This window comes from Ruegeria sp. CDSB022, assembly GCF_059611145.1.
The window spans coordinates 201,246-227,877 of record NZ_JBXWOZ010000001.1 but is presented as its reverse complement, the minus strand read 5'-3'; the positions used below and the strand labels follow the sequence as shown (position 1 = coordinate 227,877).

The 26,632-nt window shown below is 55.2% G+C and carries 29 protein-coding genes; 14 read left to right on the top strand and 15 right to left on the bottom strand.

All coding sequences use genetic code 11. The features are described from left to right. Positions 1–22: 22 nt before the first annotated feature. The 7 genes from mltG to fabD all read right to left on the bottom strand — a co-directional run bounded on the left by mltG (position 23) and on the right by fabD (position 6,342). Positions 23–1,183, bottom strand: a complete 1,161-nt coding sequence (mltG, locus tag AC2FIZ_RS01135; RefSeq protein ID WP_271947623.1) for an endolytic transglycosylase MltG — start codon at positions 1,181–1,183, stop codon at positions 23–25. Then, positions 1,184–2,449, bottom strand: a complete 1,266-nt coding sequence (gene fabF / locus AC2FIZ_RS01130) for a beta-ketoacyl-ACP synthase II (protein WP_142633158.1) — start codon at positions 2,447–2,449, stop codon at positions 1,184–1,186. Between the two features lie 204 nt (positions 2,450–2,653). Then, positions 2,654–3,397, bottom strand: a complete 744-nt coding sequence (locus AC2FIZ_RS01125) for a 1-(5-phosphoribosyl)-5-[(5-phosphoribosylamino)methylideneamino]imidazole-4-carboxamide isomerase (RefSeq protein ID WP_271947626.1) — start codon at positions 3,395–3,397, stop codon at positions 2,654–2,656. A gap of 120 nt (positions 3,398–3,517) precedes the next feature. After that, positions 3,518–4,018 (bottom strand): GNAT family N-acetyltransferase, encoded by a 501-nt coding sequence (locus tag AC2FIZ_RS01120; RefSeq protein WP_342781993.1) that lies wholly within the window; start codon positions 4,016–4,018, stop codon positions 3,518–3,520. 177 nt (positions 4,019–4,195) lie between these two features. Then, entirely contained in the window at positions 4,196–4,429 is a 234-nt protein-coding gene (locus AC2FIZ_RS01115) for an acyl carrier protein (RefSeq protein ID WP_005982462.1), read from the bottom strand. Between the two features lie 209 nt (positions 4,430–4,638). Continuing rightward, positions 4,639–5,376: a 3-oxoacyl-[acyl-carrier-protein] reductase gene (fabG, locus tag AC2FIZ_RS01110; RefSeq protein WP_496790459.1), complete on the bottom strand. Its 738-nt coding sequence runs from the start codon at positions 5,374–5,376 to the stop codon at positions 4,639–4,641. A 27-nt stretch (positions 5,377–5,403) separates the two neighbouring features. Beyond that, positions 5,404–6,342 (bottom strand): ACP S-malonyltransferase, encoded by a 939-nt coding sequence (fabD, locus tag AC2FIZ_RS01105; RefSeq protein ID WP_271947631.1) that lies wholly within the window; start codon positions 6,340–6,342, stop codon positions 5,404–5,406. A gap of 171 nt (positions 6,343–6,513) precedes the next feature. Here fabD and AC2FIZ_RS01100 point away from each other — a divergent pair, with 171 nt between their 5' ends. Next, positions 6,514–7,740: a cytochrome b/b6 domain-containing protein gene (locus tag AC2FIZ_RS01100; protein ID WP_281971917.1), complete on the top strand. Its 1,227-nt coding sequence runs from the start codon at positions 6,514–6,516 to the stop codon at positions 7,738–7,740. A 58-nt stretch (positions 7,741–7,798) separates the two neighbouring features. Here the strand turns inward: AC2FIZ_RS01100 and AC2FIZ_RS01095 are convergent, their stop codons facing one another. Next, positions 7,799–8,371 (bottom strand): YceI family protein, encoded by a 573-nt coding sequence (locus AC2FIZ_RS01095; protein WP_281971916.1) that lies wholly within the window; start codon positions 8,369–8,371, stop codon positions 7,799–7,801. Between the two features lie 126 nt (positions 8,372–8,497). Further along, positions 8,498–9,016 (bottom strand): hypothetical protein, encoded by a 519-nt coding sequence (locus AC2FIZ_RS01090; protein WP_142633144.1) that lies wholly within the window; start codon positions 9,014–9,016, stop codon positions 8,498–8,500. A 285-nt stretch (positions 9,017–9,301) separates the two neighbouring features. On the opposite strand from AC2FIZ_RS01090, the gene rpsF reads away from it, so the two are divergent. The 6 genes from rpsF to AC2FIZ_RS01060 all read left to right on the top strand — a co-directional run bounded on the left by rpsF (position 9,302) and on the right by AC2FIZ_RS01060 (position 13,021). After that, the gene (rpsF, locus tag AC2FIZ_RS01085; RefSeq protein ID WP_142633142.1) at positions 9,302–9,655 is read left to right on the top strand and encodes a 30S ribosomal protein S6; all 354 of its coding nucleotides are present in this window, start codon (positions 9,302–9,304) and stop codon (positions 9,653–9,655) included. A gap of 28 nt (positions 9,656–9,683) precedes the next feature. Next, positions 9,684–9,911 (top strand): 30S ribosomal protein S18, encoded by a 228-nt coding sequence (gene rpsR / locus AC2FIZ_RS01080; protein WP_005608650.1) that lies wholly within the window; start codon positions 9,684–9,686, stop codon positions 9,909–9,911. A 12-nt stretch (positions 9,912–9,923) separates the two neighbouring features. Next, complete coding sequence (gene rplI / locus AC2FIZ_RS01075) at positions 9,924–10,544, top strand: 50S ribosomal protein L9 (protein WP_142633139.1); 621 nt, start codon at positions 9,924–9,926, stop codon at positions 10,542–10,544. Positions 10,545–10,696: 152 nt separating this feature from the next. Then, the gene (locus AC2FIZ_RS01070) at positions 10,697–11,173 is read left to right on the top strand and encodes a lytic transglycosylase domain-containing protein (RefSeq protein WP_281971915.1); all 477 of its coding nucleotides are present in this window, start codon (positions 10,697–10,699) and stop codon (positions 11,171–11,173) included. A gap of 191 nt (positions 11,174–11,364) precedes the next feature. After that, entirely contained in the window at positions 11,365–12,066 is a 702-nt protein-coding gene (locus AC2FIZ_RS01065; RefSeq protein WP_185956601.1) for a helix-turn-helix transcriptional regulator, read from the top strand. A gap of 97 nt (positions 12,067–12,163) precedes the next feature. Beyond that, positions 12,164–13,021, top strand: coding sequence for an acyl-homoserine-lactone synthase (locus AC2FIZ_RS01060; RefSeq protein WP_281971914.1), 858 nt, complete (start codon positions 12,164–12,166; stop codon positions 13,019–13,021). A gap of 97 nt (positions 13,022–13,118) precedes the next feature. On the opposite strand, the gene tig is transcribed toward AC2FIZ_RS01060, so the two are convergent. The 3 genes from tig to AC2FIZ_RS01045 all read right to left on the bottom strand — a co-directional run bounded on the left by tig (position 13,119) and on the right by AC2FIZ_RS01045 (position 17,736). Further along, positions 13,119–14,450: a trigger factor gene (gene tig / locus AC2FIZ_RS01055; RefSeq protein WP_271948081.1), complete on the bottom strand. Its 1,332-nt coding sequence runs from the start codon at positions 14,448–14,450 to the stop codon at positions 13,119–13,121. Positions 14,451–14,633: 183 nt separating this feature from the next. Then, the gene (locus AC2FIZ_RS01050) at positions 14,634–15,758 is read right to left on the bottom strand and encodes a porin (protein WP_281994453.1); all 1,125 of its coding nucleotides are present in this window, start codon (positions 15,756–15,758) and stop codon (positions 14,634–14,636) included. Positions 15,759–16,029: 271 nt separating this feature from the next. Next, complete coding sequence (locus tag AC2FIZ_RS01045; RefSeq protein WP_281971912.1) at positions 16,030–17,736, bottom strand: NAD(P)H-hydrate dehydratase; 1,707 nt, start codon at positions 17,734–17,736, stop codon at positions 16,030–16,032. A 169-nt stretch (positions 17,737–17,905) separates the two neighbouring features. Between AC2FIZ_RS01045 and AC2FIZ_RS01040 the strand changes: the two genes are divergently transcribed. From AC2FIZ_RS01040 to AC2FIZ_RS01020, 5 genes are all read left to right on the top strand, one after another. After that, on the top strand, positions 17,906–18,244 hold the full coding sequence (locus AC2FIZ_RS01040) for a P-II family nitrogen regulator (protein WP_142633129.1): 339 nt from the start codon (positions 17,906–17,908) through the stop codon (positions 18,242–18,244). Positions 18,245–18,279: 35 nt separating this feature from the next. Beyond that, positions 18,280–19,686, top strand: a complete 1,407-nt coding sequence (glnA, locus tag AC2FIZ_RS01035) for a type I glutamate--ammonia ligase (protein WP_142633127.1) — start codon at positions 18,280–18,282, stop codon at positions 19,684–19,686. A 105-nt stretch (positions 19,687–19,791) separates the two neighbouring features. Continuing rightward, positions 19,792–20,436 carry an MSMEG_1061 family FMN-dependent PPOX-type flavoprotein gene (locus AC2FIZ_RS01030; RefSeq protein ID WP_496676162.1) on the top strand — a complete coding sequence of 215 codons (645 nt, stop codon included), beginning with the start codon at positions 19,792–19,794 and terminating at the stop codon, positions 20,434–20,436. A gap of 65 nt (positions 20,437–20,501) precedes the next feature. Further along, positions 20,502–21,290, top strand: coding sequence for a lytic murein transglycosylase (locus tag AC2FIZ_RS01025; protein ID WP_271947660.1), 789 nt, complete (start codon positions 20,502–20,504; stop codon positions 21,288–21,290). A 197-nt stretch (positions 21,291–21,487) separates the two neighbouring features. Then, positions 21,488–22,402 (top strand): hypothetical protein, encoded by a 915-nt coding sequence (locus AC2FIZ_RS01020; protein WP_496790456.1) that lies wholly within the window; start codon positions 21,488–21,490, stop codon positions 22,400–22,402. A gap of 21 nt (positions 22,403–22,423) precedes the next feature. On the opposite strand, the gene AC2FIZ_RS01015 is transcribed toward AC2FIZ_RS01020, so the two are convergent. Beyond that, on the bottom strand, positions 22,424–23,182 hold the full coding sequence (locus AC2FIZ_RS01015) for a heme-dependent oxidative N-demethylase family protein (RefSeq protein ID WP_281994449.1): 759 nt from the start codon (positions 23,180–23,182) through the stop codon (positions 22,424–22,426). A 122-nt stretch (positions 23,183–23,304) separates the two neighbouring features. Between AC2FIZ_RS01015 and dddP the strand changes: the two genes are divergently transcribed. Further along, positions 23,305–24,648, top strand: a complete 1,344-nt coding sequence (gene dddP, locus AC2FIZ_RS01010) for a dimethylsulfonioproprionate lyase DddP (RefSeq protein ID WP_281994448.1) — start codon at positions 23,305–23,307, stop codon at positions 24,646–24,648. Positions 24,649–24,652: 4 nt separating this feature from the next. On the opposite strand, the gene AC2FIZ_RS01005 is transcribed toward dddP, so the two are convergent. Further along, positions 24,653–24,835 (bottom strand): hypothetical protein, encoded by a 183-nt coding sequence (locus AC2FIZ_RS01005; protein ID WP_271947667.1) that lies wholly within the window; start codon positions 24,833–24,835, stop codon positions 24,653–24,655. A gap of 232 nt (positions 24,836–25,067) precedes the next feature. Between AC2FIZ_RS01005 and AC2FIZ_RS01000 the strand changes: the two genes are divergently transcribed. Further along, positions 25,068–26,282: a bifunctional alpha/beta hydrolase/OsmC family protein gene (locus AC2FIZ_RS01000; RefSeq protein WP_271947669.1), complete on the top strand. Its 1,215-nt coding sequence runs from the start codon at positions 25,068–25,070 to the stop codon at positions 26,280–26,282. 6 nt (positions 26,283–26,288) lie between these two features. Here AC2FIZ_RS01000 and AC2FIZ_RS00995 read toward each other — a convergent pair whose 3' ends face one another. After that, positions 26,289–26,627 carry a hypothetical protein gene (locus tag AC2FIZ_RS00995; RefSeq protein ID WP_271947672.1) on the bottom strand — a complete coding sequence of 113 codons (339 nt, stop codon included), beginning with the start codon at positions 26,625–26,627 and terminating at the stop codon, positions 26,289–26,291. Positions 26,628–26,632 lie beyond the last annotated feature (5 nt).

The window sequence follows — 26,632 nt, the reverse complement described above, 5'->3', positions numbered from 1 at the left end:
GCCGCTATTAGCGGCGCCTTTTTTAATTTCCGGTGCTTTGGCGCTCGGCCTCAATCTCACGCCATTTGGCGACGTTTCGATTATGCTCATCCAGTGTCTCGGCAAAAGCATGTCCGCCGGTGCCATCTGCAACAAAGAAAACAAAATCAGTCGCTTCGGGCGAAACTGCGGCTTCAAGACTTGCAAGACCAGGATTTGCGATAGGTGTTGGCGGGAGCCCATCAATCACATAAGTGTTCCAAGGCGTTGCACGGCGCAGTTCGCTGCGGCGCAGGCCTCGGCCCAACGTGCCCTGCCCCTTGGTGACACCATAGATTACAGTCGGGTCCGTCTGCAGCTTCATGCCTCGCTCAAGCCGGTTTACAAATACGCTAGCGACCTGTCCACGCTCATGCGGAACACCAGTTTCCTTTTCGATGATTGACGCCAAAATCAGCATCTCTTCGGGGGTATTGATTGGCAAATCATCCTGCCGCCCTTCCCAGGCGGCGTTAATGCGCAGTTGCTGCTTATCCTGCATCGACTGCAGGATTGCCGCCCGATCGGCACCTCGCACAATGTCATAGCTGTCCGGTGCCAGCGCCCCTTCGGCCGGTATTTCAGGGATTTCCCCCGTCAACGCGTCGATCTGCTTAAGACCCTCGACCACTTGCCAGGATGTAACACCTTCAGCAATCGAGACCCGGTACCGTGTGTCTGAGTCTTCGCGCTTTTGGGTATAAGCCGCGGGTATTTCTTCTTCCGCTACATCGAACGATGCGATTTCATCGAAGTCCAATGTTGCGGGGTTCAATTCGCGTACACGGGTTTGTATGCGGGTTACACCGATCCGGTACTCAATCTCGGATCCGCAGGTACTGGCCCCGCTCCGCGTAATCTCATCAATGATCTGCTCCATCGAAGCACCCTCGCGGACCAGAAAGCTGCCTGCCTTCAGCTGAGGTGCCTTGTCGGTATAATCCGCCGCCATACGGAATATAGTAGCGCTGCTGATCGCGCCCTGATCCTCCAGCTGTCGGCTGACCTGCGTCATGTTCGAGCCACGTTCGACCTGCAAACACATCGCAGTTTCCAGAGGGCCCGCATTCTTGTATCGCGCCTGCCCCCATAAAATCAGTCCACCGGCAAGAAACAGGCCGACCACCAGGATGGTCAGCATGTTGGAGGCCATCGCGCGCCACATTTAGCTGACCTTTCCGAAGATCACACTTGCATTGGTGCCGCCAAATCCAAACGAGTTTGACAACGCCACATCAATCTTGCGCTCACGCTTGGCATTCGGAGCCAGATCAATCGGTGTCTCGACCGCTGGGTTGTCCAAATTGATCGTCGGTGGCGCAACCTGATCGCGGATTGCGAGGATCGAGAAAATGGCTTCGATCGCGCCTGCAGCGCCCAACAGATGGCCCGTGGCCGATTTGGTCGAACTCATGGTTACATTCGCCGAATGCTCGCCCAGGAGACGCTCGACCGCACCCAATTCAATGGTATCGGCCATGGTCGATGTGCCATGCGCGTTAATATAGTCTAGGTCCTTCGGCTCCAGCCCCGCGCTGCGTAGCGCTGCGTTCATAGAACGCTCTGCGCCATCGCCGTCCTCACTGGGTGCGGTGATATGATAGGCATCACCGGACATGCCATAGCCCAGAACTTCGGCATAGATTTTCGCGCCACGCGCTTTTGCGTGCTCGTACTCTTCCAGAACAACGATGCCCGAACCTTCACCCATGACAAAACCGTCTCGGTCGACGTCATAGGGGCGGCTGGCTGCTTTGGGGTTATCCGCGTATTTGGTCGACAGCGCCTTGCAAGCGTTGAATCCAGCGATACCGATTTCGCAAATGCACCCTTCGCCACCACCGGCAACCATTACGTCAGCGTCACCGGCACGGATAATGCGGCTTGCGTCACCAATAGCGTGAGCACCGGTCGAACATGCAGTCACAACCGAATGGTTCGGGCCTTTGAATCCATGGCGGATCGACACCTGACCCGAGGCCAGGTTAATCAGCGCGCCTGGAATAAAGAAAGGCGACACCCGTCGAGGGCCCTTGTCACGGATCAGGTTAGCCGTTGCTGCAATGGAGCCCAGCCCACCGATACCTGAACCGATAAGAACACCAGTGCGCAAACGCGCCTCTTCATCCTCGGGCAGCCAGTCGGAATCCTTGCAGGCCATTTCAGCAGCTGCAATCGAGTACAGAATGAAGTCTTCGATCTTGCGCTGCTCTTTCGGCGGCATCCAGTCGTCAGGATTGAACGTCCCGTCGGTGCCGTCGCCTCGCGGAACTTCGCAGGCATACGTTGTGGTGACCCCACTTGCCTCAGCATCAAATTGCGTGATCGGGCCTGCACCGGATTCCCCATCCAGCAACCGCGACCATGTTTCCTCGACCCCGCTGGCCAATGGAGTGACCAACCCAAGACCGGTTACAACGACTCTGCGCATAAAATGCCTCTTGCCTGCTTCCTGTTTGAGAAACGCTCATACCCCGGGCCGGGGTGCGGGGGCAAGAGCAAGGCGCAATCATCATACAAGCAGATTGAGCGGAACATCTACAGTATACACTCTTGCAATGCGGCTCCTGGCCAGATGAAAGCCCGCCCTTTCACTGGACATGAAAGGGCGGAACCTGTTGTTTTGGAAGAAATCTTACTGAAACGCCGCAACCGGTTCGTGCGCTGTGCTGGCAACATTCAGCGCATCTGAAAGCTCGAGCGTCTTTCTGAACAGCGCGCGGCCAACCAAGGCGCCCGAAATATTCGGGATATAAGCCAACCGCGAGATATCATCTGTCGTGCGGACCACACCGCTTGCGATGATCGGTGTGCGAGATGTCTCTGCCAGCCCCGAGATCAGGCCCAGCTGTGCCTCAACGTCTTCCATGTCGCTATCGATATCAGTGACCAGAATTGCCGCAAACGGCGTTTCTGAAAACGCTTCGATAAAGGCCTCTGGTGTAAACGCACTTTGACTACGCCAACCGTCGGTCATCACTGAGCCTTGCCATACGTCCACGGCCAGAACGATTTGGTCCGGGTAGAGTTTGGCCAGTTCTTTCACCAGATTTGGATCCCACGCAGCCATAGTGCCGATAACAATCCGGCCTGCGCCCTTGTCGATCCAATGCTCGACTTGCTCGCGCGATCTCATACCACCTGCCAACTGCACAGGGATTTCGGCAGAACGGATGATCTCTTCAACCAACTCCGAATTGGTATCGCGCCCTTCAATCGCGTCAAAATCGGTCAAGTGCATCCACTCGGCTCCAGCATCGGCCCAACTGCGCGCCGTTTCTGCGGGATTCACGTGCCAAATCATGGCCTCATCCAGACGACCCTTGTCCAGTGTGACACAGCGGCCGTTCTGCAGTTCCATCGTAGGGTAAATCCTCATGAGCTTGCTCCTCCGCTCAATCGCAACGTCAATAAAGGATACCATACCCTCAACCCTATCGGCGAGAATTTCCAGTTTCGGCAAACCAAAGGCAATTTGCGGCACGATCAAAGAGAAAGGTTAAGCCAGTTTGGGCGGCCCGTTTCTTTTCAGCAGGTTCACCTGACTTCCCATATAGTCGCGCTCGGCCATGAGCTCATAACCAAGCTTTGCCGCCAGATTCTGCGACGCGTGGTTTTCAGCATCAATCAGGGAAACCAGTGGTCCAGGCATTATTCTGTCAAACCAGTCATGTGCGGCCTGAGCCGCTTCAAGACCAAATCCCTGCCCCTGGGCTTCTGGTGCCAATAGCCATCCGGCCTCGGGAAAGCTGTCGAAGTCGTCGCCTAACCCTCGGTTACGATAGAAAAAGCCAGCTTGACCTATCATCTGACGATTCGACTGTCGAAAGACGGCCCATTGGCCAAAACCGGCCATCTGCCAGTGGCCGGCATTCCTCAGAAAGGATTCCCACGCTTCGCCCCGCGATAACGGTTCCCGGCCAAGATGGCGCACAACACAAGGGTTCCGCCAAATCTCAGCGTAACGACTAAAGTCGTCGGGACGCATAGCGCAAAGCATCAGACGTGCCGTATTTATCATCGGGGTGGATCGTAGCATGCCCTGCCCGCTCAGAATTTCCTGCCTCGCGTAAATGGTTGCGGGTCAATAGCTATCTGGCAAGCGCGAATTCCGGCTGGGCAAAAAAAACGGCGCCTCCGTTGCCCGGAAGCGCCGTTTTAGCGGATAAAGAAGGTCTTAAGACGCTTCAGAGATGAATTTGACGGCGTCGCCAAAAGTTTGGATGGTTTCGGCTGCGTCATCAGGAATCTCGATGCCGAACTCTTCTTCGAAGGCCATAACCAGTTCAACAGTGTCCAGGCTGTCTGCACCCAGATCGTCGATGAAGGACGCGTTTTCGGTCACTTTATCTTCTTCAACACCCAAGTGCTCAACAACGATCTTTTTAACGCGATCTGCGACGTCGCTCATGTCTATTCCTCATTTCATTTCAGGGCATAGTGCCCGGTTCTGCCCTTGCCCGCTCAGGCTGGCCTTGATGTGCCCGTTCTGGGCGGTTTAGGTCCCCGATTACCGGGTAAGTAGAAGGTTGACCGTCCGGCCAGCCCCTGCATATGTGCGCCGCCTATAACACAGACAACGCCCGAGGCAAACGCTTTCGCGCCCACCTCGATCCGCGCTCACAACATGGCCATACCGCCGTTCACATGCAAGGTGGTTCCGGTAACATATCCGGCTTCGGCACTTGCAAGATACAGCACAGCCGCAGCAATTTCCGAGGGGTCACCCATACGACCGGCAGGAACCTGCGTCAAAATCCCAGATTTCTGATCCTCGGTCAGTTTGTCGGTCATCGCAGTCGTAATGAAACCGGGTGCCACCGCATTGGCGGTGATTCCACGGCTGGCAACCTCATAGGCCAACGATTTGGTCATGCCCACCATGCCTGCTTTGGATGCAGCATAGTTGGCCTGACCCGGGTTCCCAGTCGCACCCACCACCGATGAGATATTAATGATCCGGCCCCAGCGCGCTTTCATCATGCCCCTCAAAACGCCTTTGCACAGCCGAGCAGTAGATGTCAGGTTGACGTCAATCACGCTCTGCCATTCCTCATCGGACATGCGCATGAACAGATTGTCTCGCGTGATCCCGGCATTATTCACCAGGATATCAACCGATCCCATTGCCTCAGCAGCCTGCTTCGGAAGGGCTGTCACCGCCTCGGCATCACTCAGGTTGCAGGGCAGAACATGGGCGCATTCACCCAATTCTTCGGCCAGAGCCTGTAGCGGCTCAACTCGCGTTCCAGACAAAGCCACAGTTGCACCGGCCGCATGCAAACTTCGCGCAATTTCGCCACCGATCCCGCCCGATGCACCGGTGATCAGTGCATTCTTACCTGTCAAATCAAACATTCGGTCTTCCTCTTGATGCTCGGTGTCTTACGATTCGGCCTGAGTCACATTCTGCACGTCATCAGGCGTACCGACAGCTTTACCAACGATCGCACGGTCAATTTTGCGAATCATACCGGACAGAGCTTTGCCCGCCCCGATTTCCCAAGTTTCACTCACGCCTTGCGCAACCATGTACAGTACGCTTTCGCGCCAGCGAACCGAACCTGTGACCTGCTCGATCAGCAACCCACGGATCAGATCGGGATCTGTGACAGCCTCGGCCCGCACATTGGCAACCAATGGCACGGCAGGAGCTTTGATTTCGACATTTGCCAGGGCTTCGGCCATGACATCAGCTGCAGGTTGCATCAATGCACAGTGGAAAGGTGCGCTGACGGGCAACATGACCGCGCGCTTGGCGCCTTTTTCTTTGGCGATTTCGGCGGCGCGTTCCACAGCAGCCTTTGCGCCTGATACCACGACTTGTGTGGGATCATTGTCATTGGCAGCCTGACAAACTTGACCCTGGGCAGCTTGGTCTGCAACAGCGCGCACAGCATCAAGATCCAATCCAAGAATAGCGGCCATTGCGCCCTCTCCAACGGGAACCGCACTCTGCATCGCTTGCCCGCGGGTGCGCAAAAGGCGCGCCGTATCAGCGACCGACAATGCCCCTGCCGCAGCGAGCGCGGAGTATTCCCCCAGCGAATGCCCAGCGACAAAACCAGCATCCGCAATCGAAATCCCATTGGCCTCCAGGGCTCGCATCGCAGCCATCGAGGTCGCCATTAGCGCTGGCTGCGCGTTCTGGGTTAGGGTCAGGTCCGCAATATCACCTTCCCAGATCAGATCGCTCAGCTTTTCCCCGAGCGCCTCGTCCACCTCGTCGAATACAGCCTGTGCAGCCGGATAGGCCTCGGCCAGAGCCTTACCCATACCGATAGTCTGGGCACCTTGCCCCGGGAAAACAAATGCGCGTGTCATTGCAACCTCTTGGATGACGTTAGGTTGCCGCGGGGTGTAAACCGACAGACCGCGCGGCACAAGCTTTGCCTGATCTCTGCACTTTGGCACCGGCTCTGTGCATCCCTTGCTATTGTGTCCTAGGCTTGTAGCGGTAGGTTGTTGCATACGATCCACCTTCCGGAGCCTCAGATGCCTTCGTCAAACACCTTCTCAAGCTATGGAAGCGTAACCAAAACTTTTCACTGGCTGACCGCGTTACTTATCTTCACCGCATTCCCTCTGGGGTGGGTCGCCAACGGATTGGCCCATGCGATTTACGATCCTGCAATAGCCACAACCGAAGATGACATTGCACGCGCCGCCAGCCTTTTTTCTCTCCATAAAACCGTCGGGATCACTGTTTTCTTCGTCGCGCTCGCGCGTATCTTGTGGGCGATAACGCAGACCAAACCCGGCCTATTGAACGCCGAGAACAAGCCCGAGGCCTTTGCAGCTGAAACCGTGCATTGGCTGCTTTACGCATCTTTGGTTCTGGCCCCACTGACCGGTTGGACCCATCACGCTGCCGCCGAAGGTTTCGCTCCGATTTTGTGGCCCTTCGGACAGGACCTACCCCTTATACCAAAATCCGAGTTTCTGGCAGAGCTGACCGGAAGCCTGCATTGGCTGTTCGTCTGGACACTGGCCGGGTCAGTCGCGCTGCACGTCGCCGGAGCGCTAAAACACCACATTATCGACAAAGACAGCACGCTGCGTCGAATGATGCCGGGCGCCTCGGATGCACCGGAACCGCCAGAGCAAAGCCATTCAATGACGCCCGCATTGGCCTCTTTGGCCATTTGGGGTGCCGTTCTGGTCGGAGGATGGTCAATCGGCGCGTTTGACCACCAATCTACAGCTAGCACAGAGGTCGCAGAACTGACCCAGGTACAGTCCGACTGGAACGTCCAGGAAGGCAATCTAAGCATTACCATCACCCAGCTGGGCAGCCCGGTAACCGGCAGCTTTTCCGATTGGACCGCTGCAATCGCTTTCGAAGATCCGCCCACGCCGGGCTTAGCCGGATCAGCAGATGTCACAATCGCGATAACGTCGCTCAAGCTCGGGACAGTCACAGATCAGGCAATGGGTGCTGATTTCTTCGACAGTGCGCAATTTCCAACCGCTCAATTCAAAGCTGATCTCTTCAAAACTGAGGACGGGTACGAAGCGCGCGGCGCGTTGACCATTCGCGACAAGAGTGTGGACGTAGTGTTGCCATTTACTCTCGACCTTCAGGATGACAGCGCAGCTATTTCAGGACAGCTTGAACTGAACCGGCTGGATTTCGACATCGGCACTTCGCAGTCGACCGAGGATTCGCTGGGTTTTGCTGTTACAGTATCAGTTGATCTTTCAGCAAAACGTGGCAACTAAGAAAATGGGCCGCCGAAGGGTTACTCCGGCGGCCTCGTTTCAACTCGTTGTAATGGTATTAGTCGGCCTTCTGGGCTTCGACTGAAATCTGAAGTTCAACTTCGTCGCTCACGAATGGCGCAAATTGACCAAGGTCGAACTCACTACGTACCAAGGTGGTGGTTGCGTCGAAACCGGCCCAGGGCTTTCCTGCCATAGGATGTTCACCCACCTGGTTCAGCTTGGCATCCAGAACAACCGATTTGGTCACGCCGTTCATAGTCAGATCGCCAGTGATGTTGGCAGTGTTTTCGCCCGTGACTTCGATACCAGTAGAAGTAAAGGTCACCATTTCTCCTTCGGTCACACCAAAGAAATCTTCGGACATAAAGTGGTCTTCACGTGGCTTCCAACCGGTAATCATCTCGACCACTGGCATGGAAACTGTAACACTGGATGCAGCCGGGTTTTCCTGATCGAACATGATCTCGCCTTCAAACCCCGAGAACATGCCATGGGTGGTCGAGAAGCCAAGGTGGTTATAGCTGAAAAGAACCTGGCTGTGGCTGGAGTCCAGAACGTATTTTTCGGCGCCGGCAAATGCCGTTGTGGCCGAAACCGCGAGCGCTGCTGCAAGAAGGGTGGATTTCATGATAATCTCCGCAATTTTGTAGATGCAAACCTCTTGGGTTGCTCGACAACGAAAATGTGCTGCCCTAGGGCAGCACACAAGTAATATTATTTCACAATATCTGTTCTTAATTGAACAGAATAAAACTCAGGCGAAAATTGTTACACTTCCGCTAAGTTGACCTTTGAGCGCTCGGCTGACATCCGCCGATTCAAGCGGCAGTTTCATCAACAAGCTGCCGTCCACATCGAACAACTCGATCTGGTCTTCAATGAAACGGGCACCACCCAGGCTGTCATAGCTCCGGCGCAAAACTGTCTGCGGGCGGCCATTTTCATTCTTTTGCAATACCCGGACCTCGCGGCGGATCGGGTCAAAATACGCATCAGGACGCGCGTCCAGAACTTCGATGGTCAGAAGGCTGACACCTACCAGAAGGAACATCAGCGAGGCCGCCAATTTGATCGGCCAGACTTCAGCGGCCATTGCCGTGCTGGGCATCAACCACATGGAAAAGGCAGAAACTATCAGTAGCGCACCAGCCACACGGGCCAGAACCATCCGAGCTTTCCAATTTGGTGCAAAGCTAATGAGCACCGGCACTGACTTTTCAAAACTTACGCCTGTGGCGGATTTCTCGAAGGTATTTGTGTTAATCGCGGTCATTTTCAGTACCCTGTTTCTCAGGTTGCCGTTCCAACTTTTGTCAGTCCGGTTAATTTCCGGTATACAAAACAACTTTGAGCCGAAAAGCGTCAGGAATTGGGCAGCGCAGAGGAAATAGCGCGACTTCACAAAGGCATCTGTGGCAGGCCTTGCCCCCAGCGTACAAACGTGTATATCGGGCCATCCTTCGCAAACGACATGAATCGCGCAGCCTCTCGTGGCAGGGTCGCGAAGGACGAAACGGCCCCGCCTATGAAATGCGCCTTGATAGAAACAGGAGTGCACATGCCACTATATGAGCATGTAATGATCGCGCGTCAGGATTTGTCCAACGCGCAGGCAGAAAGCCTCGTCGAACATTTCGGCACCGTTCTGGCTGACAATGGCGGCAACGTCATCGACAGCGAGTACTGGGGCGTCAAGACGATGGCCTACAAGATCAACAAGAACCGCAAGGGTCACTATTCCTTCCTCAAGACCGACGCTCCTGCTGGCGCCGTTCAGGAAATGGAACGCCTGATGCGCCTGCATGACGACGTTATGCGCGTTCTGACCATCAAGGTCGACGAGCACAACGAGGGCCCTTCGGTCCAGATGCAGAAGCGCGACGAGCGCGAAGGCCGCCGCGAGCGCCGTTGATTAACGCCTGAAGAAAGGACACTAAACCATGGCCGCAAAACCATTTTTCCGCCGCCGCAAGGTCTGCCCGTTCTCGGGTGAGAACGCGCCGAAGATCGACTATAAAGACACTCGTCTGCTGCAGCGTTACATCTCTGAGCGTGGCAAGATTGTACCTTCGCGCATCACCGCCGTTTCGGCGAAAAAGCAGCGTGAACTGGCCCGTGCTATCAAGCGCGCCCGCTTCCTCGCCCTGCTGCCCTACGCCGTTAAGTAAGGAGATACTGACATGCAAGTTATCCTGCTGGAACGCGTTGCGAAACTGGGTCAGATGGGCGACGTCGTTGACGTCAAGTCCGGTTATGCCCGCAACTTCCTGTTGCCTCAGGGCAAAGCGCTGAGCGCATCGGACGCCAACATCGCGTCGTTCGAAGCCCAGAAAGCGCAGCTTGAAGCCCGCAACCTGGAATCCAAGAAAGAATCTGAAGCGCTGGCTGAAAAGCTGGACGGACAGCAATTCATCGTGATTCGCTCGGCCTCGGATGCCGGCGCACTGTACGGATCGGTCACCCCGCGTGACGCCGCAGACGCCGCTACCGAAGCAGGTTTCACTGTCGACAAGAAGCAGATTGCCTTGATTGCACCGATCAAGGATCTGGGTCTGCACACAGTCGCAGTTAAACTGCACCCCGAGGTTGAAGTGAAAATCGAAATGAACGTTGCTCGTTCGCAAGAAGAAGCCGAACTACAGGCATCTGGCAAATCGATTCAGGAACTGGCCGCCGAAGAAGAAGCCGCCGCAGAATTCGAAATCGCCGAGCTGTTCGACGATATCGGTTCCGCCGCTTCCGACGACGACGATCTGGTTGCTCAGGATGCTTCGGCCGAAGAAGACGAAGCCAAAGCCTGATCCTCGGGTTTCGAATTGAACAAGAAAGGCCGCACGATCTGTGCGGCCTTTTTTATGCCTCCGCCCGGCGAAATCCAGCTTGGGCCCCGGCCTTTGCTTGCGGTCATCAATAGGTTTCCTATCATCGCATAATAACTATTCGGAGACGATCAATGACATTTCTTCTGCGCCGCAGTGTATTGGCATTATTGATAATTGCACCCTTTGCGGCGTGCGGAGGGCCCGATACCCCAACCCAGAACACGTTTGATCCTCCGCTCTATCCCAACGAAACACCGGAACTGCGGGCCTCCATAAACAAATGGGCCGACCACTACGAAGTGCCGCGCGAACTGGTGCACAAGCTAGCAATTCGCGAAAGCACCCACCGACCTTGGGCTGTGAATCGGCCCTATTATGGCTTGCTGCAAATCCTGCCGGCCACAGCTCGTTCAATGGGATATACTGGAAGCGCCAAAGGCCTTTTGGATGCAGACACAAATCTCGAATTTGCCGGGAAATATCTGCGGGGCGCTTGGCTATTGTCCGACGGCGACCAGCAACGCGCCATATTCCTTTACGCAAAAGGGTTCTATCCCGAAGCCAAGGCACGTGGGATGCTGGTCGAAACAGGGCTACGTCCGGAATAACCGGATTTACCCCGAAACGAATCATCTGAGACATGCTGTTTCGGACCATTCTGTTGCCATTACATCGCAATATGACTACACAAGGCGAACAATTTGCTTGCACAATGCCCTGTGGTTGACGCAACGTATACCCCTAAGGACAAGTCTGGCATGTCTTGGGGGAGAGATATGCCGCCACAAGGGTTGGACAGGTGAAACTTATAGATTTGGCCGCGGTCGACCACACAGAGAAGTCGGCCGCTGACGTTATAAACGCCGTCTGCGAAGAGCTTGGCTTCGACTATGCGTCTTATGCCACCTTTAACCCTGTGAAAGGTGATGTGCAGGGCTATGCAAACTATCCTGATGAGTGGAAAATCCACTATGGCAGCCAGGGCTTTCATCACTTCGATCCGACGCTTTATCAATCTGTCCTAAGCATTGCACCCGTTGATTGGGGACGCTTTGATCAGGACGAGAAGTTCAACGCGGTGTTCCGTGACGCCCATGATTTTGGCATTAGTTCCAGAGGGTTAACAGTTCCTGTTCGTGGACCTTATGGTGAATGCGGACTGTTAAACGTTACCCGGGACTGTTCGGATTCCGAATGGGATAAGCTAAAGAAACATGTCATGGGTGATCTGCAACTTGCTGCCGTTCAAGCCCACGATACTGTTATGCAATCCGGCTTGCTGGCCAAAGCTCTTTACCTGCCCACGCTGTCCACACGCGAACAGGAAATCCTCCAATGGGTAGCTGATGGAAAGTCGCAACAAGATATCGGTGATATTTTGTCTATTTCACACCGTACCGTCGAAGTTCATATGCGGTCCGGGCGTGAAAAGTTGGGCGCACTGACCACCTCACAGGCTATTGGTCGTGCGATCGGCCTGGGCCTAATTGCCCCTGGTTAATCAAAAAAAAAGCACTTCTACGGGAAATCCCTAATAGTCTGCGCTTATTTCTTGGTTAACCTAATCCCTACGGTAACCAGACTGTAGGGGGATGGAAATGATCATCGTTATTGATGGTATTAATCAACATAAGTTCAAAGATGTCTTGGATGACATGTTCAAACTGCGCGCTCGTGTTTTCGGCGATCGCCTTGGTTGGGAGGTCAATATTGAGGATGGGCGCGAGCGCGACCACTTCGATGATCTGCATCCAGCACATGTAGTCAGCATCGACGACGAGGGGGACGTTGTCGGGTGCATGAGACTACTGCAAACCAAAGGACCGCATATGCTGTCCGATGTTTTCCATTCGATCTTGGATGGAGAACCTCCAATTCGGAGCGCGCAAGTCTGGGAAGCCACCCGGTTCTGTGTCGATACTAAAAAACTGGGCCGAGGGCGCGGTGAAAATTCTGTATCCTATGTGACCAGCGAAGTTATGATTGGCTCTTTCGAATATGCCAAAGCGGCTGGCGTTCTTGACTCGATCGCGGTGATTGATCCAGTTATGAACCGCGTTCTGCAAAGGTCCGGTAACGCGCCTTATGACTACCTCGGCAGTGCTAAGCCCATGGGTAAAGTCGTAGCCATGGCCGCTTTGATGGACTGCTCAGATGAGAGAATTTCCGGAATTCGGGAATATGCGAACATCGCTCACGATGTATTCCTGACTGACGAGCAGGCAATAGATCAGTATGCCAGAAACAAAACACCGGCAGATACAGGTGTGGCGAATTACGACCACCAACCACTAAGCCAGATGGAAAAATACTTTGTCGAACAGATGAATTCGGCAACCACAAAAGCCGAAACCGAAGCTGTATTGAACCTGATCGAAGCAGTTTCGGATCGGTTCACCCCAGAGCAGAAAACTGCTCTGCTAAGGACCCCCCGTGCTTTTGCTCATGAGGCCTGACCCCCTCACCTCATAGCATAAAGCCACCCACACGGAGCCGTCTTTTTCAGACGGCTCCGTTTTTTGTGCCCATAAGAATTCTATGGGCAGAAGAGGATTACTCCTCTTCCAATGCCTCTACGGCTTTCTGCAGGTCGTCTTTGCTGACTTCTTTATCCGCAACCTGGGCCAGCTCGACGATATAGTCGATGACTTTGTCTTCGAAGATCGGCGCGCGCAGTTGCTGCTGCATCTGAGCGTTCTGCTGCACGAACTCAAAGAACTGGCGTTCCTGACCAGGGTATTGGCGCGCCTGGTTCATGATCGCTTGGGTCATCTCGGCATCGGTGACTTCAACTTCGGCCTTCTGGCCCAGCTCGGCCAGCAACAGGCCAAGACGCACGCGGCGTTCGGCCAACTTGTTGTGCTCGTCAGTCGGCTCGATCTCATCGTGGTCGTGGCCTTCCACTTCCGGGTTTTCTTCGTGCCACAGCTGGTGTGCGATCTGCTTGGCCTCGGCATCTACCAGCGACGGTGGCAGATCAAACGAAACCTTCACGTCCAATGCGTCCAGCAGAGCACGCTTCATCACTGCCCGCGAAGCACCGCTATATTCCGCTTCCAGACGTTCTGAAATCTGGCCTTTCAGCGCTTCCAAGTCTTCTGCACCAAATTTGGTGGCCAGCTCATCGTTGATCTCGGCGGCGACGGGTTCTTTCACATCCTTGACGGTGCAAGTAAACACAGCGTCTTTGCCGGCCAGATGCTCGGCACCGTACTCTTCGGGGAAGGTGACGTTTACGTCTTTTTCTTCCTCGGCCTTTACGCCAACCAGCTGCTCTTCGAAACCGGGGATGAAGCTGTTGGAACCCAGAACCAACGGATAGTCTTCAGCGGATCCGCCCTCGAACTCTTCGCCATCAACCTTGCCGACAAAATCGAACACAATCTGGTCGCCGTCCTTGGCTTTCGAGCCTTTGCGGCGGGATTTGAAATCCTGCGCGGTTTCAGCCAGGTTGCCCAGCGCTTCTTCAACGGCCGCGTCATCGGCTTTGACAACCAGCTTTTCCAATTCAACCGATTTCAAGTCGACCTCAGGGATGGCAGGCAGGGCCTCATAAGACATCTCGACATGTACGTCGTCGCCTTCTTTCCAATCCTCATTGGTCATCTTCACCTGAGGCTGAAGTGCCGGACGCTCACCGCTGTCTTCGAAATGCTGGTTCATTGCACCGTCGATGCTTTCTTGCATCGCCTCGCCAAGCAGACGCTGACCAAACTGCTTTTTCAACAGTGCCATCGGTACCTTGCCTTTGCGGAAGCCCTTCATCTCGACTTCAGGCTGTGCTTCGACCAGTTTCTCGTTAACTTTGTCGTCCAGCTCAGCTGCGGATACGACAATGTTATAGCCGCGTTTCAGACCTTCGTTCAGCGTCTCGGTAACCTGCATTATGGTAGTCCCCATAGGATTCGGGGCGCGCAAAACGGCGCGCCGGGCAAATTTGAGGCCTTCTATTTGCCCAGCCGCCCGCGTGCAAGGGGCAAAGCCCGGATCAGCCTTGTTTTGCCGCCGATTTGACCAAAAAAACGCCCCGGACCTGGCCGGAGCGTTCTTGAGGAATTGTTCGCGGGATCAGAACTTCCAGCGCGCACCCAGCACCCAAGCCTCGTTGTCATCGAAACTCGTGGTGTCATCAAAATCATGGTTACGGTATTTCAAGTAGGCATCGGTATTAATACCGTCGATGCGCTGTACCACAGCGATACCCCAGGCCTTAGTACTCGAGCCGTCGATCGAGAAATCAGATCCGTCGAAATAGTCGATGCCGATACCAGTCTTACCCCATGACACCCAATCGTCTTCATACGCAAGCTTCGCATACCAATAATTCGGGTCACTGGCACCGCTGGAAGTGTCATCTCTTGTACCCAAAGCTGCGGTTACGCTGAAACCACTGGGCAGCAGAACCGAGGCGGACCCGATTGTGTCTTTTCTCTCCCCGGATCTGCTATCGTAATCGCGCACGGCGTAGGCGAGGGATGCAGCAATCTCCACCCCGTTGGATAAGGTATTTCCATAGGACACCGACACATCGTAGTAATCATCGTCATCGCTGCTGGACAGGATGTTTTGACCATAGGCTATGGCTGCTGAAAACCCATTGAAATCCGGCGTGTCATAGCGAATGCGCCCGCGCCGTGATCCATCGAAGTTATCAGAGGTGTCACCAACGGTAATGCCGCTGAGCATACCATCAGCCTCACGGTAGAAAAATGCGCCATTCTCATCGTTGGTAAAGGAATAGAGCGCGGTACCAACATAGGACAGATCGGATTCTGCCGCCCCGTCCGAGGCCATGCTGCCCTGCCCGGCAGAGAACTTACCAAAGCCCCCCTTCAGCGCAAAATCGACGTGCCGAATATCTTCACGGTTCCAACCATCGGCATTTGTCCCATCCTGGTTGGCGCTCCCCGTGCTCGGCAGGCCCAGACCGGATTCGAACCGGAAGGTAAACTCATTGCTACCGTAGGGTTGCATCAAAAACAGCCCTACACGGCTGTTGGACAGATCATTGTCCAGCAAACGGGTTTCCGTCTCATCCCCGTCGTCAACCGAGACAATTACGGGGTTAAACTGGCCATACAGCTCAACATAACCGCCGCTGTTGTTGTTATATCTAAGCTCTGCCGCTGCTGGGATGGCCGATGCAGCGGTCAGACAAGTCGCAATCGTGCTTATCGATACTTTCTGGGTCATAGTCATTCACCATAATGGATCCATTTACGGGCACTGCTCGCTTGTGCGCGATTTCTCTATGATCCCCTGTCTCGGGCCCATTCAGCTCGCGCATCTTGTGCGAATACAACCGCAGCTGAAGGGTGTTAATTTGATCTACTTCAAAACGATAGAATATATGTCATCCAAGTCACCCAGACCGCTTGCCGCAATACTGACGCCTGACCTGAATTTCATCATACGCTCATTTTGGGACATCGAATACTGCAGCGGCGGATTTTCGCCGAGGCGATTAAGAACCCACTTCCCGCAAAACCCGTGGCAACTGTTCGGGCAAATCTTCAGCGATCAACCCCGGCCCGAAAGATCGCGCACATTCCACATGCAGCCATGCCGCAGTTTCCGCCGCCTGCAAAGGCGAGAACCGCCGCGCCAGCAACCCGGTGATAAACCCCGCCAACACGTCGCCGGCCCCGGCTGTCGCCAACCAGGGCGCCGCACGTTCATAGACGGCCGAATTCACTGAGCATCGCCCGTTCGAATCCGCAATCACGGTATCGGGCCCCTTGAACAGAACCACGCACCCTGCCCGCCTGGCAGCCTCTCGGGTGGCGTCCACTTTGGAATAGGCCGGACCCTTGATGGGAACCGCTTTCAGTTTTTCCGCAATGTCCGGGAACAACCGTGCAAACTCGCCGCCATGCGGAGTGAGAACACAGTTTTCATGCAGCATCCCAAACAGGGCTGCAGGATCATCCGCAAAAGCCGTCAGTGCGTCAGCATCCAGAACCGTCGCCCGCTCCGCAGCCAACGCAACCGGCACCAGATCGCGCGCACGGTCCAGCCCCAATCCGGGGCCGAGACACAAAGCGTTCAGCCGCTCATCCTCTAGGATTTTCGACAGACCATCCGCGCTCTCGACCCGCTGCAACATGACCGCCGTCACTTGCGCCGAAACCTCCATCTGAGCCGCAGGAGGCACGCCCAGATTCACCAGCCCCGCCCCAATCCGCAGCGCCCCCCGCGCTGCCAGCCGCGCAGCACCGGTTTTGCCGGGGCCTCCGGTCATGATCAAGGCGTGGCCGTGCGAGTATTTGTGCTCAAACGAAGCCTTGCTGAGATTCTGTGGCAATCCACTTTCATCTACCAATCGAGACAGCACTCTCCCCAAACGTCGCTCGCTATGCAGATCAGCCAAAGACATGCGCGAGATCGAACCGAGATCGCTTGGTGAAGACAGCCCAATGTCAACTATGACGGTCTTTCCACAGAACTGGGCCCCTACGTCCAGAAGATGTCCACGCTTTTTGCTATGAAACGTCACTGTTAGGTGGGCGCCAACAATTACACCTTCGTCCCCCAGAATCCTACCGCTATCAGCGCAAAGACCAGACGGAATGTCGACCGAAACGACGCGCGGCCACCACGGATCGGCATCCGCCTCTGAACCTATCTGAAGCTTGGCAAGAGCAGGTTTCAATCCACCAATCGGACGTATTAGCCCTGTTCCAAACAAAGCATCCAATATCAAATCAGGGCCTTGCGAACTTGACGGTCGGGCTGCGTGTTTCTCCAACTTGGAAACTTCACGTTTGGTCGGTGTCGGCAGGGTAAGCTTAGAAACTTCACCCAGCTCCAGCCACCGCTCATAATTCACCCGCGCATCCGGCGGCAGCTTCTCTAGGTCGCCATACAGAAACACCGCGACTTCCCACCCTTGCTCCCGCAAAAGCCTGGCCACGACGAACCCGTCCCCACCGTTGTTTCCTGGCCCACACAAGACAACTGCCCGCAACGGATCCTCTTCATCTGGCCGCGGATACGTCAGGGAACGCGAGGGGCTGGCCCCTCGCTTGTCCAACTCTGGCCACTCCTCGAAAATCGCCTCGACAACACCCTGCCCAGCCCGTTCCATCAGCTCAAGACCGGTCACCTCACCGGACTCAATGGCCGCTTGTTCGATCGCCCGCATCTGTGCTGCAGTCAGTAAGTCTGTCATGCTGAACCCTCGTGCGATTCAATTTTGACTATTTTTTGTGCAAACTGTTCAAAATTTCACCGGCCATCCAATTTCCATGCAACCCGGCATCGCCATTTTCTCATTCACATTGCCGCCCGATCTTAGACGTGGTCAGTGCCATCCTGACAAGAGTTAAAGGGAGCCCGGTATGAAGAAGATCGAAGCGATCATCAAGCCGTTCAAACTGGACGAAGTGAAAGAGGCGCTGCAGGACGTCGGAGTCCAGGGCCTCAGCGTGATCGAGGTCAAGGGGTTTGGCCGTCAGAAAGGTCACACTGAACTTTACCGCGGCGCGGAATATGTGGTCGACTTTCTGCCCAAGGTGAAGGTCGAGGTTGTGCTGGACGACGATCTGGTCGATGCCGCCATCGAAGCCATCGTTTCCGCCGCCAAAACCGACAAGATCGGCGATGGCAAGATCTTTGTCTCACCCGTCGAACAAGCAATTCGCATCCGTACCGGCGAAACCGGTTCGGACGCACTGTAACAAGACCAAATCTTCAATTCAGAGGAATCAAGAGAATGAGCAAGGACGCAGTTCTTCAGCTAATCAAGGACGAAGGCGCCGAATATGTCGACGTCCGCTTCACTGACCCGCGCGGCAAACTGCAGCACGTCACCCTGGTAGCCGATCAGGTAGATGAAGACTTCCTTGAAGAAGGCTTCATGTTCGATGGCTCTTCCATCGCTGGCTGGAAGTCCATCGAAGCCTCGGACATGAAACTGATGGTCGATACCAACAGCGCCTATGTCGATCCGTTTTACGCAGAGAAAACCATCTGCGTGCATTGCTCAGTTGTTGAGCCCGACACCGGCGAAGCTTATGAGCGTGACCCGCGCGGCACCGCCCAGAAAGCCGAAGCCTACTTGAAAGCAACCGGTATCGGCGACGTGGCCTATATGGGTCCTGAAGCCGAGTTCTTCCTGTTCGACGACGTTCGTTTTTCCAACAGCATCAACAAAGTATCTTACGAAGTTGATGCAACTGATGCATCCTGGAACACCGACACCGAATACGAGATGGGCAACATGGGCCACCGCCCGGGGGTTAAGGGCGGTTACTTCCCGGTCAACCCGATCGACGAAGCCCAGGATCTGCGTTCGGAAATGCTGTCGACCATGAAGCGTCTGGGCATGAAGGTCGACAAGCATCACCACGAGGTTGCGTCATGCCAGCACGAGCTGGGCCTGATCTTTGACAGCCTGACCAAACAGGCAGATGAGCTGCAGAAGTTCAAATACATCATCCATAACGTGGCGCATGCCTACGGCAAATCGGCGACCTTCATGCCGAAGCCAATCGCAGGCGACAACGGTACCGGCATGCATGTGAACATGTCGATCTGGAAGGACGGCAAGCCTCTGTTTGCTGGCGACAAGTATGCTGATCTGTCGGACGAGGCACTGTTCTTCATCGGCGGTATCCTGAAGCACGCCAAGACACTGAATGCCTTCACCAACCCGGCGACCAACAGCTACAAGCGTCTGATCCCCGGATTTGAAGCCCCCGTCCTGCGTGCTTACTCGGCTCGTAACCGTTCGGGTTGTGTCCGTATTCCATGGACCGAAAGCCCGAAAGCCAAGCGCGTCGAAGCCCGCTTCCCTGATCCGGCCGCAAACCCCTACCTGGCGTTTGCCGCGCTGCTGATGGCTGGTCTGGACGGCATCAAGAACAAGATCGATCCAGGCGAAGCCATGGACAAGAACCTCTACGATCTGCCTGCCGAAGAACTGGCCGACATCCCGACCGTTTGCGGCTCGCTGCGTGAGGCTCTGGAAGCTCTGGCATCGGATCACGACTTCCTGCTGCAGGGCGACGTGTTCACCAAAGACCAGATCGACGGCTACATCGCGCTGAAGATGGACGAAGTCGAAACCTACGAACACACGCCGCACCCGGTTGAGTACGGCATGTATTACAGCTGCTGATCCAGAATTTTCGTCGAAAATTCTAAAGGGGCGTCCACCGGGCGCCCCTTGTTTCGTTTGGCACGATCTTTCACAGTTGCCGTTACCCCGGTTAGGAGAGATCGCATGTCAGCCGAAACCGCATTCGCCCCATTTTCGGATTTCATCACGTCGACAGAGGAGCTGGAACGCATCACTGGCGCGCCCCTTCCCCAGATCATCGCCAAGGAACAGACCGCGCTGGACGGCATATGCCGTGACTTTATCGCCAAGTCGACCTTCTGCTTGATCGCCTCTGCCAACCCCGGCGGCTATCTGGATATCTCTCCTCGGGGGGATCCCGAAGGGTTTGTCCGGGTGGTCTCGGATAATCTGATCGCCATTCCCGACCGACCCGGAAACAAGCGGACCGATACGTTTCACAATATTCTCCTGGACCCGCGCGTCAGCGTGATCTTCTTTGTGCCCGGCAAGATGGAGACTCTGCGCATCCGGGGAACCGCACGCATATGTACTGACCCCGATCTGCTGAACAGTCTGGCGGTGAAGGATCACGCCCCTAAGCTGGCCCTTCTGATTCATGTCGAGACCGCTTTCGCACATTGCCCCAAATGCGTCATACGCTCGGATCTGTGGAACCCTGAAAACTGGCCGGATTCGTCTGATCTCCCCAATATGAATGCTATGATGGTCAAGCATGCTAAAATCGACAAAACGCCGGATGAGTGGTTCGAAAGCTTGAAGGGCACCGGGGAACTCGACTTGTATTAACCCCTTTTCGGGCGCGGCTTACCTGCCTAGGCTGCTTATGTCATTTCATTGGATCGGATTACACGATGTTTCGGTTTGCTCTTATTCTGGCATTTTCTCTCCCAGGTTTTGCGGCGGCGGCCCCCTGCGGCAACACCGGGAACGGATTTGAGGCTTGGAAACAGGATTTCGCCAAACAGGCCCGGCGCGCTGGTGTGAAAAAGAAAGGTCTGCAAGCGCTGAGCCAAAGCCAATACGCCACCAGAACCATTGCCGCGGACCGAAACCAAAAGAGCTTTAGGTATTCGCTGGATAAATTCATGCAGATCCGCGGCGCGGATACCATCGTTGCACAAGGCCGCAAACGCAAAGCCAGAAACCCCCAGTTCTATGCGACGCTTGAGCGTCAGTATGGGGTACCAGCAGGCATCCTGATCGCTATCCACGGAATGGAAACAGGATTTGGGAATTTCATGGGCGACAGTCAGGTTGTGTCAGCAATAACTACTTTGGCTTACGATTGTCGCCGATCCGAGTTCTTTGTCCCTCACGCCATTGGAGCACTGAAACTGGTTGATCAAGGCAGCATTACGACCAACACCGTTGGTGCCAAACACGGTGAACTGGGACATACACAGTTTCTGCCGGGCAATGCCTTGGAATACGGTGTTGATGCCACCGGTGACGGTCAGGTCGATTTCTACAACATGACCGATGCGCTGGCCTCGACCGCTAATTTCCTGCGTAAAAAGGGCTGGAAGCCCGGACGCGGATATCAACCGGGCCAACCGAATTTTGCGGTCATTCAACAGTGGAATGCCGCGACGGTGTACCAAGAATCCATCGCAATCATGGCTGCTCGAATCGACGGATGATTGTGTCGGTCTGTCATGTAGAGCGACCGCAATTCAGACACATTGTCGCCACAGACGCTAAATAGCCCTTAAAATGCCTAGGTTTCCAATGCGTAATCAATCTTGCCGATTTCTCATTTTTTTCCATTTCCGCCCAATTCTTTCCCTTATCTGTTGATAATTTGAGTCATCTGACGGAATGCACAAAGGAATGCGCAGTGACTCCGAAGCACAGCTATCACGGCGGCCTGCAGTTCACAGGCAAGACCAATGGCGCGATCGAGCGGTTTGGTGCCATTGTGGCGGCGACCCTGGAAGATTACGGCCATCTTGTTGAGCGCAAAACGATCCTGAACACGACCGAGGCGAGCATCGTCTCAAGTCAGTACCTCGTGCGCCTTACGCTGGATACCCAACTGGCTGAAACAGAAGACCGGTTTGAACGGCGGGACCGTGCGGCCGGTCTGAGAACCCTCTCGAAACCCCGGGTGACCCTGCCCGAAAACCGGTTGACGGTCACAATTACCCCTGTATCCGCCTTGCTGGACGACAGCGAGATCTCGGAGCTTATGCTTGTTGTGATCCTGTATCGCATGGTTGATATCTGTGCGACTCAGCGCGTGGAATGGCTGTCTCCGAATACAGTCCTGACCATGGAACAATTCATGAGTGCTTTTGACACTCTGGCGCCCGTTAAACAGCGGGACAGAAAACAAATTTTCGAATCCGTTTCCGGGCCGTTTGCAGGTCTTGAATTAACGGAGACAGAAGATCTGGATGAGCCAAGAAACAAAACGCAGACCTCACATGCGCGGCCAATCCAGCTGTCAGACGAGCAGTTGCTTAGCATTGCTTTTCGGACAGAACCGATCGAGCAGAAACCGGATGATCGGACCGACACTCCCCCCCTCGACCACGAGAAACCCAATGATATCCTGCGACTTACCAGTTGGGGACTTACGGGTGCCGTGGCCAGCGTGTCGGTCCCGATCGCGGCCTCGATGGCTGCCGTCAACCTGATCCGAGGTGAAGATTTCCGCCTGAATACTCAGGTACTTGCCTATTCGGTTGCAATATCAGCGCTCAGCACCAGCGGTGCCTTTGCCGGTGTGGCAACTGCTTTAGGCATGTAGACTAATTCCAATAAGACCCTCCTAGGAAGCCCCGCCGTCAGGTGGGGTTTTCTTTTTGGCGAAGGCTTCCGCCTCAAGAACATAGGTGTGGATCGAAAAAACCACAGCCCGCGTTTTCGGCAGCCGCAACAATGTTTGCCTCTCGCTGCGCAAATAGCACGCGGCTCCGGGTGAACTGACCTCGCGCGGTTCTGTAGCGCTTCGAGGCTGATGCAGATCGGCATCCTCATACCACAGCGCATTAAACCGCCAGAGCGGCTTATCGGGCTGAATTCCATCAAACAACCGCTGGACACGGCGCGCGATGCTTTCGTCGTAGCTGTTGACCGGTACATGGATGTCGATCAGGGGACGCATGAATTTTTCTGACAGTCGCCAACTGGCTGGAAAACACAAAACCGCGCCAGTCAAAACATGTTCGTCCCCTTGCTTTTGCAAGATACAGATATCCTCCTGCACCAGTCTGCAAAGGGTTTCCATTGGGGCCTGCCGATCAATCTGGACCTTCTGCCCATCGGCTCTCGTGACGAGGTCTGAGCATCCGGGGTACGCATATTGCAACACCAGGTCCAAGACTTCTTGTGCGGCTGGTTCGGCTTCGAGCGCCAGCGCAAGAACATCAGCGTGACGCTCTTTCAGCAACGCTTCCCGATATTCCATCTGGGCCGCGAACGCTTCGTCCTGATGCAACCAAGTTTCCATACTGGCGGGCTGAATACCCGGCAGCGGGCGGGGTTTCAAAGGATCATAGGGAGTAGAGGTCTGCAAAATGGTCGTCATGAACCCGACCTAACATCGGCACTTCGACTTGTCGGTCAAAAAGCGACGGATGGCGGTCGCAAATTATCAAGACGCTGAAAGAATGCTTCTTCACGCTCGATAGACAGGCAGGGAGGGCTACTATGAACCGTCACCATAGAGATATCCGCAAGATCGACCCCACCAAAGGCACAGCGCTTGGGGACGGCACGCCCAATGATTTGGACCGGATCGAGATCGGCCCCACACAGCTGGCCTTCGCCGAATGGGAAGCCGCCGGGCTGTCCTTGCCGAACCTTGAGAGGATGCGTGAGTTTAGGTGGAAACGTCTGACCAAGGCCATCGTAGATCGTGGCTATGGTGGCTTGTTGATGTTTGATCCTCTGAACATTCGATACGCCACAGACAGCACCAACATGCAGCTCTGGAACACGCATAACCCCTTCCGCGCGGTGCTGTTATGTGCCGACGGGTATATGGTGATCTGGGATTATAAAAACTCACCTTTTCTAAGCAAATTCAACCCGTTAGTTAAGGAACAACGTTCGGGCGCCGACCTGTTCTATTTCGATCGCGGCGACAAGGTCGATGTTGCGGCGGATGTGCTCTCGAACGAAGTGCGGGCGCTGATTGATGCGCATGGCGGCGGCAACAAGCGGCTGGCCGTGGACAAGATCATGCTGCACGGTTTGCGCGCCCTTGAGGCCCAGGGGTTCGAGATCATGGAAGGCGAGGAAGTCACTGAAAAGTCCCGCGCCGTGAAAGGCCCGGACGAAATTCTGGCGATGCGTTGTGCCAATCACGCCTGCGAGACCGCGGTGGCCGAGATGGAGGCATTTGCCCGCGCCAATGTCGGAGACGGAAGAACCTCGGAAGACGACATTTGGGCCATTCTGCATGCCGAAAACATCCGGCGAGGGGGTGAGTGGATCGAAACCCGCCTGCTGGCGTCAGGCCCGCGCACCAACCCTTGGTTTCAGGAATGTGGTCCCCGGATCACGCAAAAGAATGAAATCATCGCCTTCGATACCGATCTGATCGGGTCTTACGGCATCTGCATCGATATCTCGCGCACCTGGTGGATCGGGGACGAAAAACCCCGCCCGGATATGGTCTATGCCATGCAGCACGCGCATGAGCATATCATGACCAATATGGAGATGCTGAGACCCGGTGTTACGATCCCCGAACTGACCGCCAACAGTCACAGGCTGGATGACAAGTTTCAGGATCAGAAATACGGTTGCCTGATGCACGGCGTTGGCCTGTGTGACGAGTGGCCTCTGGTCGCCTATCCGGACAAGGCCGTTGCAGGTGCCTACGATTACCAACTGGAACCGGGCATGGTTCTGTGCGTCGAAGCCGCGGTTGGCGAGATAGGTGCAGATTTCTCAATCAAACTCGAAGATCAGGTTCTGATCACTGAGGATGGGTATGAAAACCTTTCCACCTATCCCTTTGACCCACAGCTTATGGGGCTGGCCTGACCCCTCAGTTCGGCCAGTTTGACCGTTTGACGTTCCCATGCCAGTCCTCGATTTCCGCGCTGGCAAAAGATGTCGGCTGTGTCCAGTTCTGACCCGCGGCAAAACTGACGACCGCAGTTACGGCGATAGCGATCAGTAAATCTACTCGAAGATTTGTGCCATGTGGCTGAGAAGTGAGATGTACCATTGTTGCCTCCGTGGCTGGTTATGTTCGACAGGCTCAAGATGAAGGTGGCGTTCGCTTTATTAAAGTGAATGTTTGATTGGGAACGCATCACAAAAGTTGATTCAACCTATCGCGCCAGAACTCCGCCGGCACCTGACCCAGTCTCACCTTCCCGTGACGCTTCTTACATTGGGGTTGAGACCCCTCGCTGGCGGCCACAATATTGAGGCACCTCATGACGTAAGGAACTGCCATGCCCACCGAACGCATCACCTTTGCCGGTCACGACGGCCACCAACTGGCTGCACGCCTCGACCTGCCGGACGGGCCTGTCCTTGCTACGGCATTGTTTGCCCATTGCTTTACCTGTTCAAAAGATATCCCGGCCGCGCGCAGGATCGCAGCCCGTCTGGCAGCGATGGGTATCGCGGTATTGCGGTTTGATTTCACAGGCTTGGGTCATTCAGACGGCGAATTTGCAAACACCACTTTCACCTCGAATGTTGAGGATCTGATCGCCGCCTCACGGTATCTGGCTGGACGGAACATGTCCCCGTCTCTGCTGATCGGGCATTCTCTCGGAGGGGCAGCGGTTCTGCGCGCCCGAGCTGGTATTTCGAGTGTTAAGGCCGTTGTTACGCTGGGCGCGCCTGCCGATCCAGGGCATGTCTCGCACCATTTCGACGCCGCACTGTCGGAAATCCAACAAAAGGGATCGGCCGAGGTCACTTTGGGTGGTCGCCCGTTCCGTATTGGCAAAGCGTTCGTCGAAGATATCGCCCAATCCGCGCTAACCCCTGCGATTGCGGATCTGAAGGCCGCGCTGCTGATACTTCATGCGCCACGCGACGAAACGGTTAGTATTGACAATGCAAGCGCGATCTTTCTGGCAGCCAAACATCCCAAAAGCTTTGTGACGCTGGACGACGCTGATCACCTGATTACACGCGCGGCGGATGCGGAATATGCGGCAGATGTAATAGCGGCTTGGGTTACGCGCTATGTGGTGCTGCGCCCGCCTGCCCCACCACCGGGTGCGCCCGAAGGCGTGGTGCGGGTGACTGAGGCCGATCCCAACGGATTCCAGCAAGACATTCAGTCCGGCCCCAAGCATCATGCTGTAGCAGACGAACCGGCCTCATATGGAGGCACCGACCGCGGTATGTCGCCCTATGGCTTTGTGTCATCGGGTCTGGGAGCCTGTACTTCGATGACAATCCGGATGTATGCGCGGCGCAAGGGCTGGCCACTAACAGGCATCACTGTCGATGTTTGCCATAACAAGGTCCACGCACAGGATGCGGGTCTGATCACTGACAACAAGGTCGATCTGTTCCGCCGCAAAATCCGGCTCGAGGGCCCCTTGGATCAGGATCAGCGCGCACGTCTGCTTGAAATCGCCGACAAGTGCCCTGTTCACAGGACACTTGAAGGAACAGCGAAAATCACGACGGAATTGCTGTCCTGATCCGCATCAGCGCCGCCGCGGTGACGGGCGGTGAATAGGCGGCCGGGCAACTGGTGGCCGGGCAACCGGTGGACGTGCGGGGGGCTTGGCGACAGGGGGGCGTGGGCGCGCCGGGGGCTTGGTGACCGGAGGTTTGGGTTTGACCGGAGGCTTACCCTGCGGTGGACGATTTACATCAATGTCCACATCAACGTCGTGATAGTAGTCGTTCCAAAGCATCGAGTCATAGAACGGATCATATCCGTATCCCACACCAACCGTCACGCCGTCGCAGGCAGACAAGGTGATACTGGTCAAACCGAATACCAGCGCGGCGATCGACCGTTTCATCAGCTTTCGAGTCATCCAAA

Bases quoted from the DNA above. Each gene is read 5' to 3' on its own strand.
- rpsR (WP_005608650.1), top strand. From the start codon at position 9,684: ATGGCCGCAAAACCATTTTTCCGCCGCCGCAAGGTCTGCCCGTTCTCG.
- AC2FIZ_RS01030 (WP_496676162.1), top strand. From the start codon at position 19,792: ATGTCAGCCGAAACCGCATTCGCCCCATTTTCGGATTTCATCACGTCG.
- AC2FIZ_RS01040 (WP_142633129.1), top strand. From the start codon at position 17,906: ATGAAGAAGATCGAAGCGATCATCAAGCCGTTCAAACTGGACGAAGTG.
- AC2FIZ_RS01125 (WP_271947626.1), bottom strand. From the start codon at position 3,397: ATGAGGATTTACCCTACGATGGAACTGCAGAACGGCCGCTGTGTCACA.
- fabF (WP_142633158.1), bottom strand. From the start codon at position 2,449: ATGCGCAGAGTCGTTGTAACCGGTCTTGGGTTGGTCACTCCATTGGCC.
- AC2FIZ_RS01000 (WP_271947669.1), top strand. From the start codon at position 25,068: ATGCCCACCGAACGCATCACCTTTGCCGGTCACGACGGCCACCAACTG.
- AC2FIZ_RS01045 (WP_281971912.1), bottom strand. From the start codon at position 17,736: ATGACAGACTTACTGACTGCAGCACAGATGCGGGCGATCGAACAAGCG.
- mltG (WP_271947623.1), bottom strand. From the start codon at position 1,183: ATGTGGCGCGCGATGGCCTCCAACATGCTGACCATCCTGGTGGTCGGC.
- AC2FIZ_RS01115 (WP_005982462.1), bottom strand. From the start codon at position 4,429: ATGAGCGACGTCGCAGATCGCGTTAAAAAGATCGTTGTTGAGCACTTG.
- AC2FIZ_RS01050 (WP_281994453.1), bottom strand. From the start codon at position 15,758: ATGACCCAGAAAGTATCGATAAGCACGATTGCGACTTGTCTGACCGCT.
- dddP (WP_281994448.1), top strand. From the start codon at position 23,305: ATGAACCGTCACCATAGAGATATCCGCAAGATCGACCCCACCAAAGGC.
- AC2FIZ_RS01090 (WP_142633144.1), bottom strand. From the start codon at position 9,016: ATGACCGCGATTAACACAAATACCTTCGAGAAATCCGCCACAGGCGTA.
- fabG (WP_496790459.1), bottom strand. From the start codon at position 5,376: ATGTTTGATTTGACAGGTAAGAATGCACTGATCACCGGTGCATCGGGC.
- AC2FIZ_RS01070 (WP_281971915.1), top strand. From the start codon at position 10,697: ATGACATTTCTTCTGCGCCGCAGTGTATTGGCATTATTGATAATTGCA.
- tig (WP_271948081.1), bottom strand. From the start codon at position 14,450: ATGCAGGTTACCGAGACGCTGAACGAAGGTCTGAAACGCGGCTATAAC.
- fabD (WP_271947631.1), bottom strand. From the start codon at position 6,342: ATGACACGCGCATTTGTTTTCCCGGGGCAAGGTGCCCAGACTATCGGT.
- glnA (WP_142633127.1), top strand. From the start codon at position 18,280: ATGAGCAAGGACGCAGTTCTTCAGCTAATCAAGGACGAAGGCGCCGAA.
- rplI (WP_142633139.1), top strand. From the start codon at position 9,924: ATGCAAGTTATCCTGCTGGAACGCGTTGCGAAACTGGGTCAGATGGGC.
- AC2FIZ_RS01005 (WP_271947667.1), bottom strand. From the start codon at position 24,835: ATGGTACATCTCACTTCTCAGCCACATGGCACAAATCTTCGAGTAGAT.
- AC2FIZ_RS01015 (WP_281994449.1), bottom strand. From the start codon at position 23,182: ATGACGACCATTTTGCAGACCTCTACTCCCTATGATCCTTTGAAACCC.
- AC2FIZ_RS01060 (WP_281971914.1), top strand. From the start codon at position 12,164: ATGATCATCGTTATTGATGGTATTAATCAACATAAGTTCAAAGATGTC.
- AC2FIZ_RS00995 (WP_271947672.1), bottom strand. From the start codon at position 26,627: ATGACTCGAAAGCTGATGAAACGGTCGATCGCCGCGCTGGTATTCGGT.
- AC2FIZ_RS01120 (WP_342781993.1), bottom strand. From the start codon at position 4,018: ATGCTTTGCGCTATGCGTCCCGACGACTTTAGTCGTTACGCTGAGATT.
- rpsF (WP_142633142.1), top strand. From the start codon at position 9,302: ATGCCACTATATGAGCATGTAATGATCGCGCGTCAGGATTTGTCCAAC.
- AC2FIZ_RS01100 (WP_281971917.1), top strand. From the start codon at position 6,514: ATGCCTTCGTCAAACACCTTCTCAAGCTATGGAAGCGTAACCAAAACT.
- AC2FIZ_RS01095 (WP_281971916.1), bottom strand. From the start codon at position 8,371: ATGAAATCCACCCTTCTTGCAGCAGCGCTCGCGGTTTCGGCCACAACG.
- AC2FIZ_RS01025 (WP_271947660.1), top strand. From the start codon at position 20,502: ATGTTTCGGTTTGCTCTTATTCTGGCATTTTCTCTCCCAGGTTTTGCG.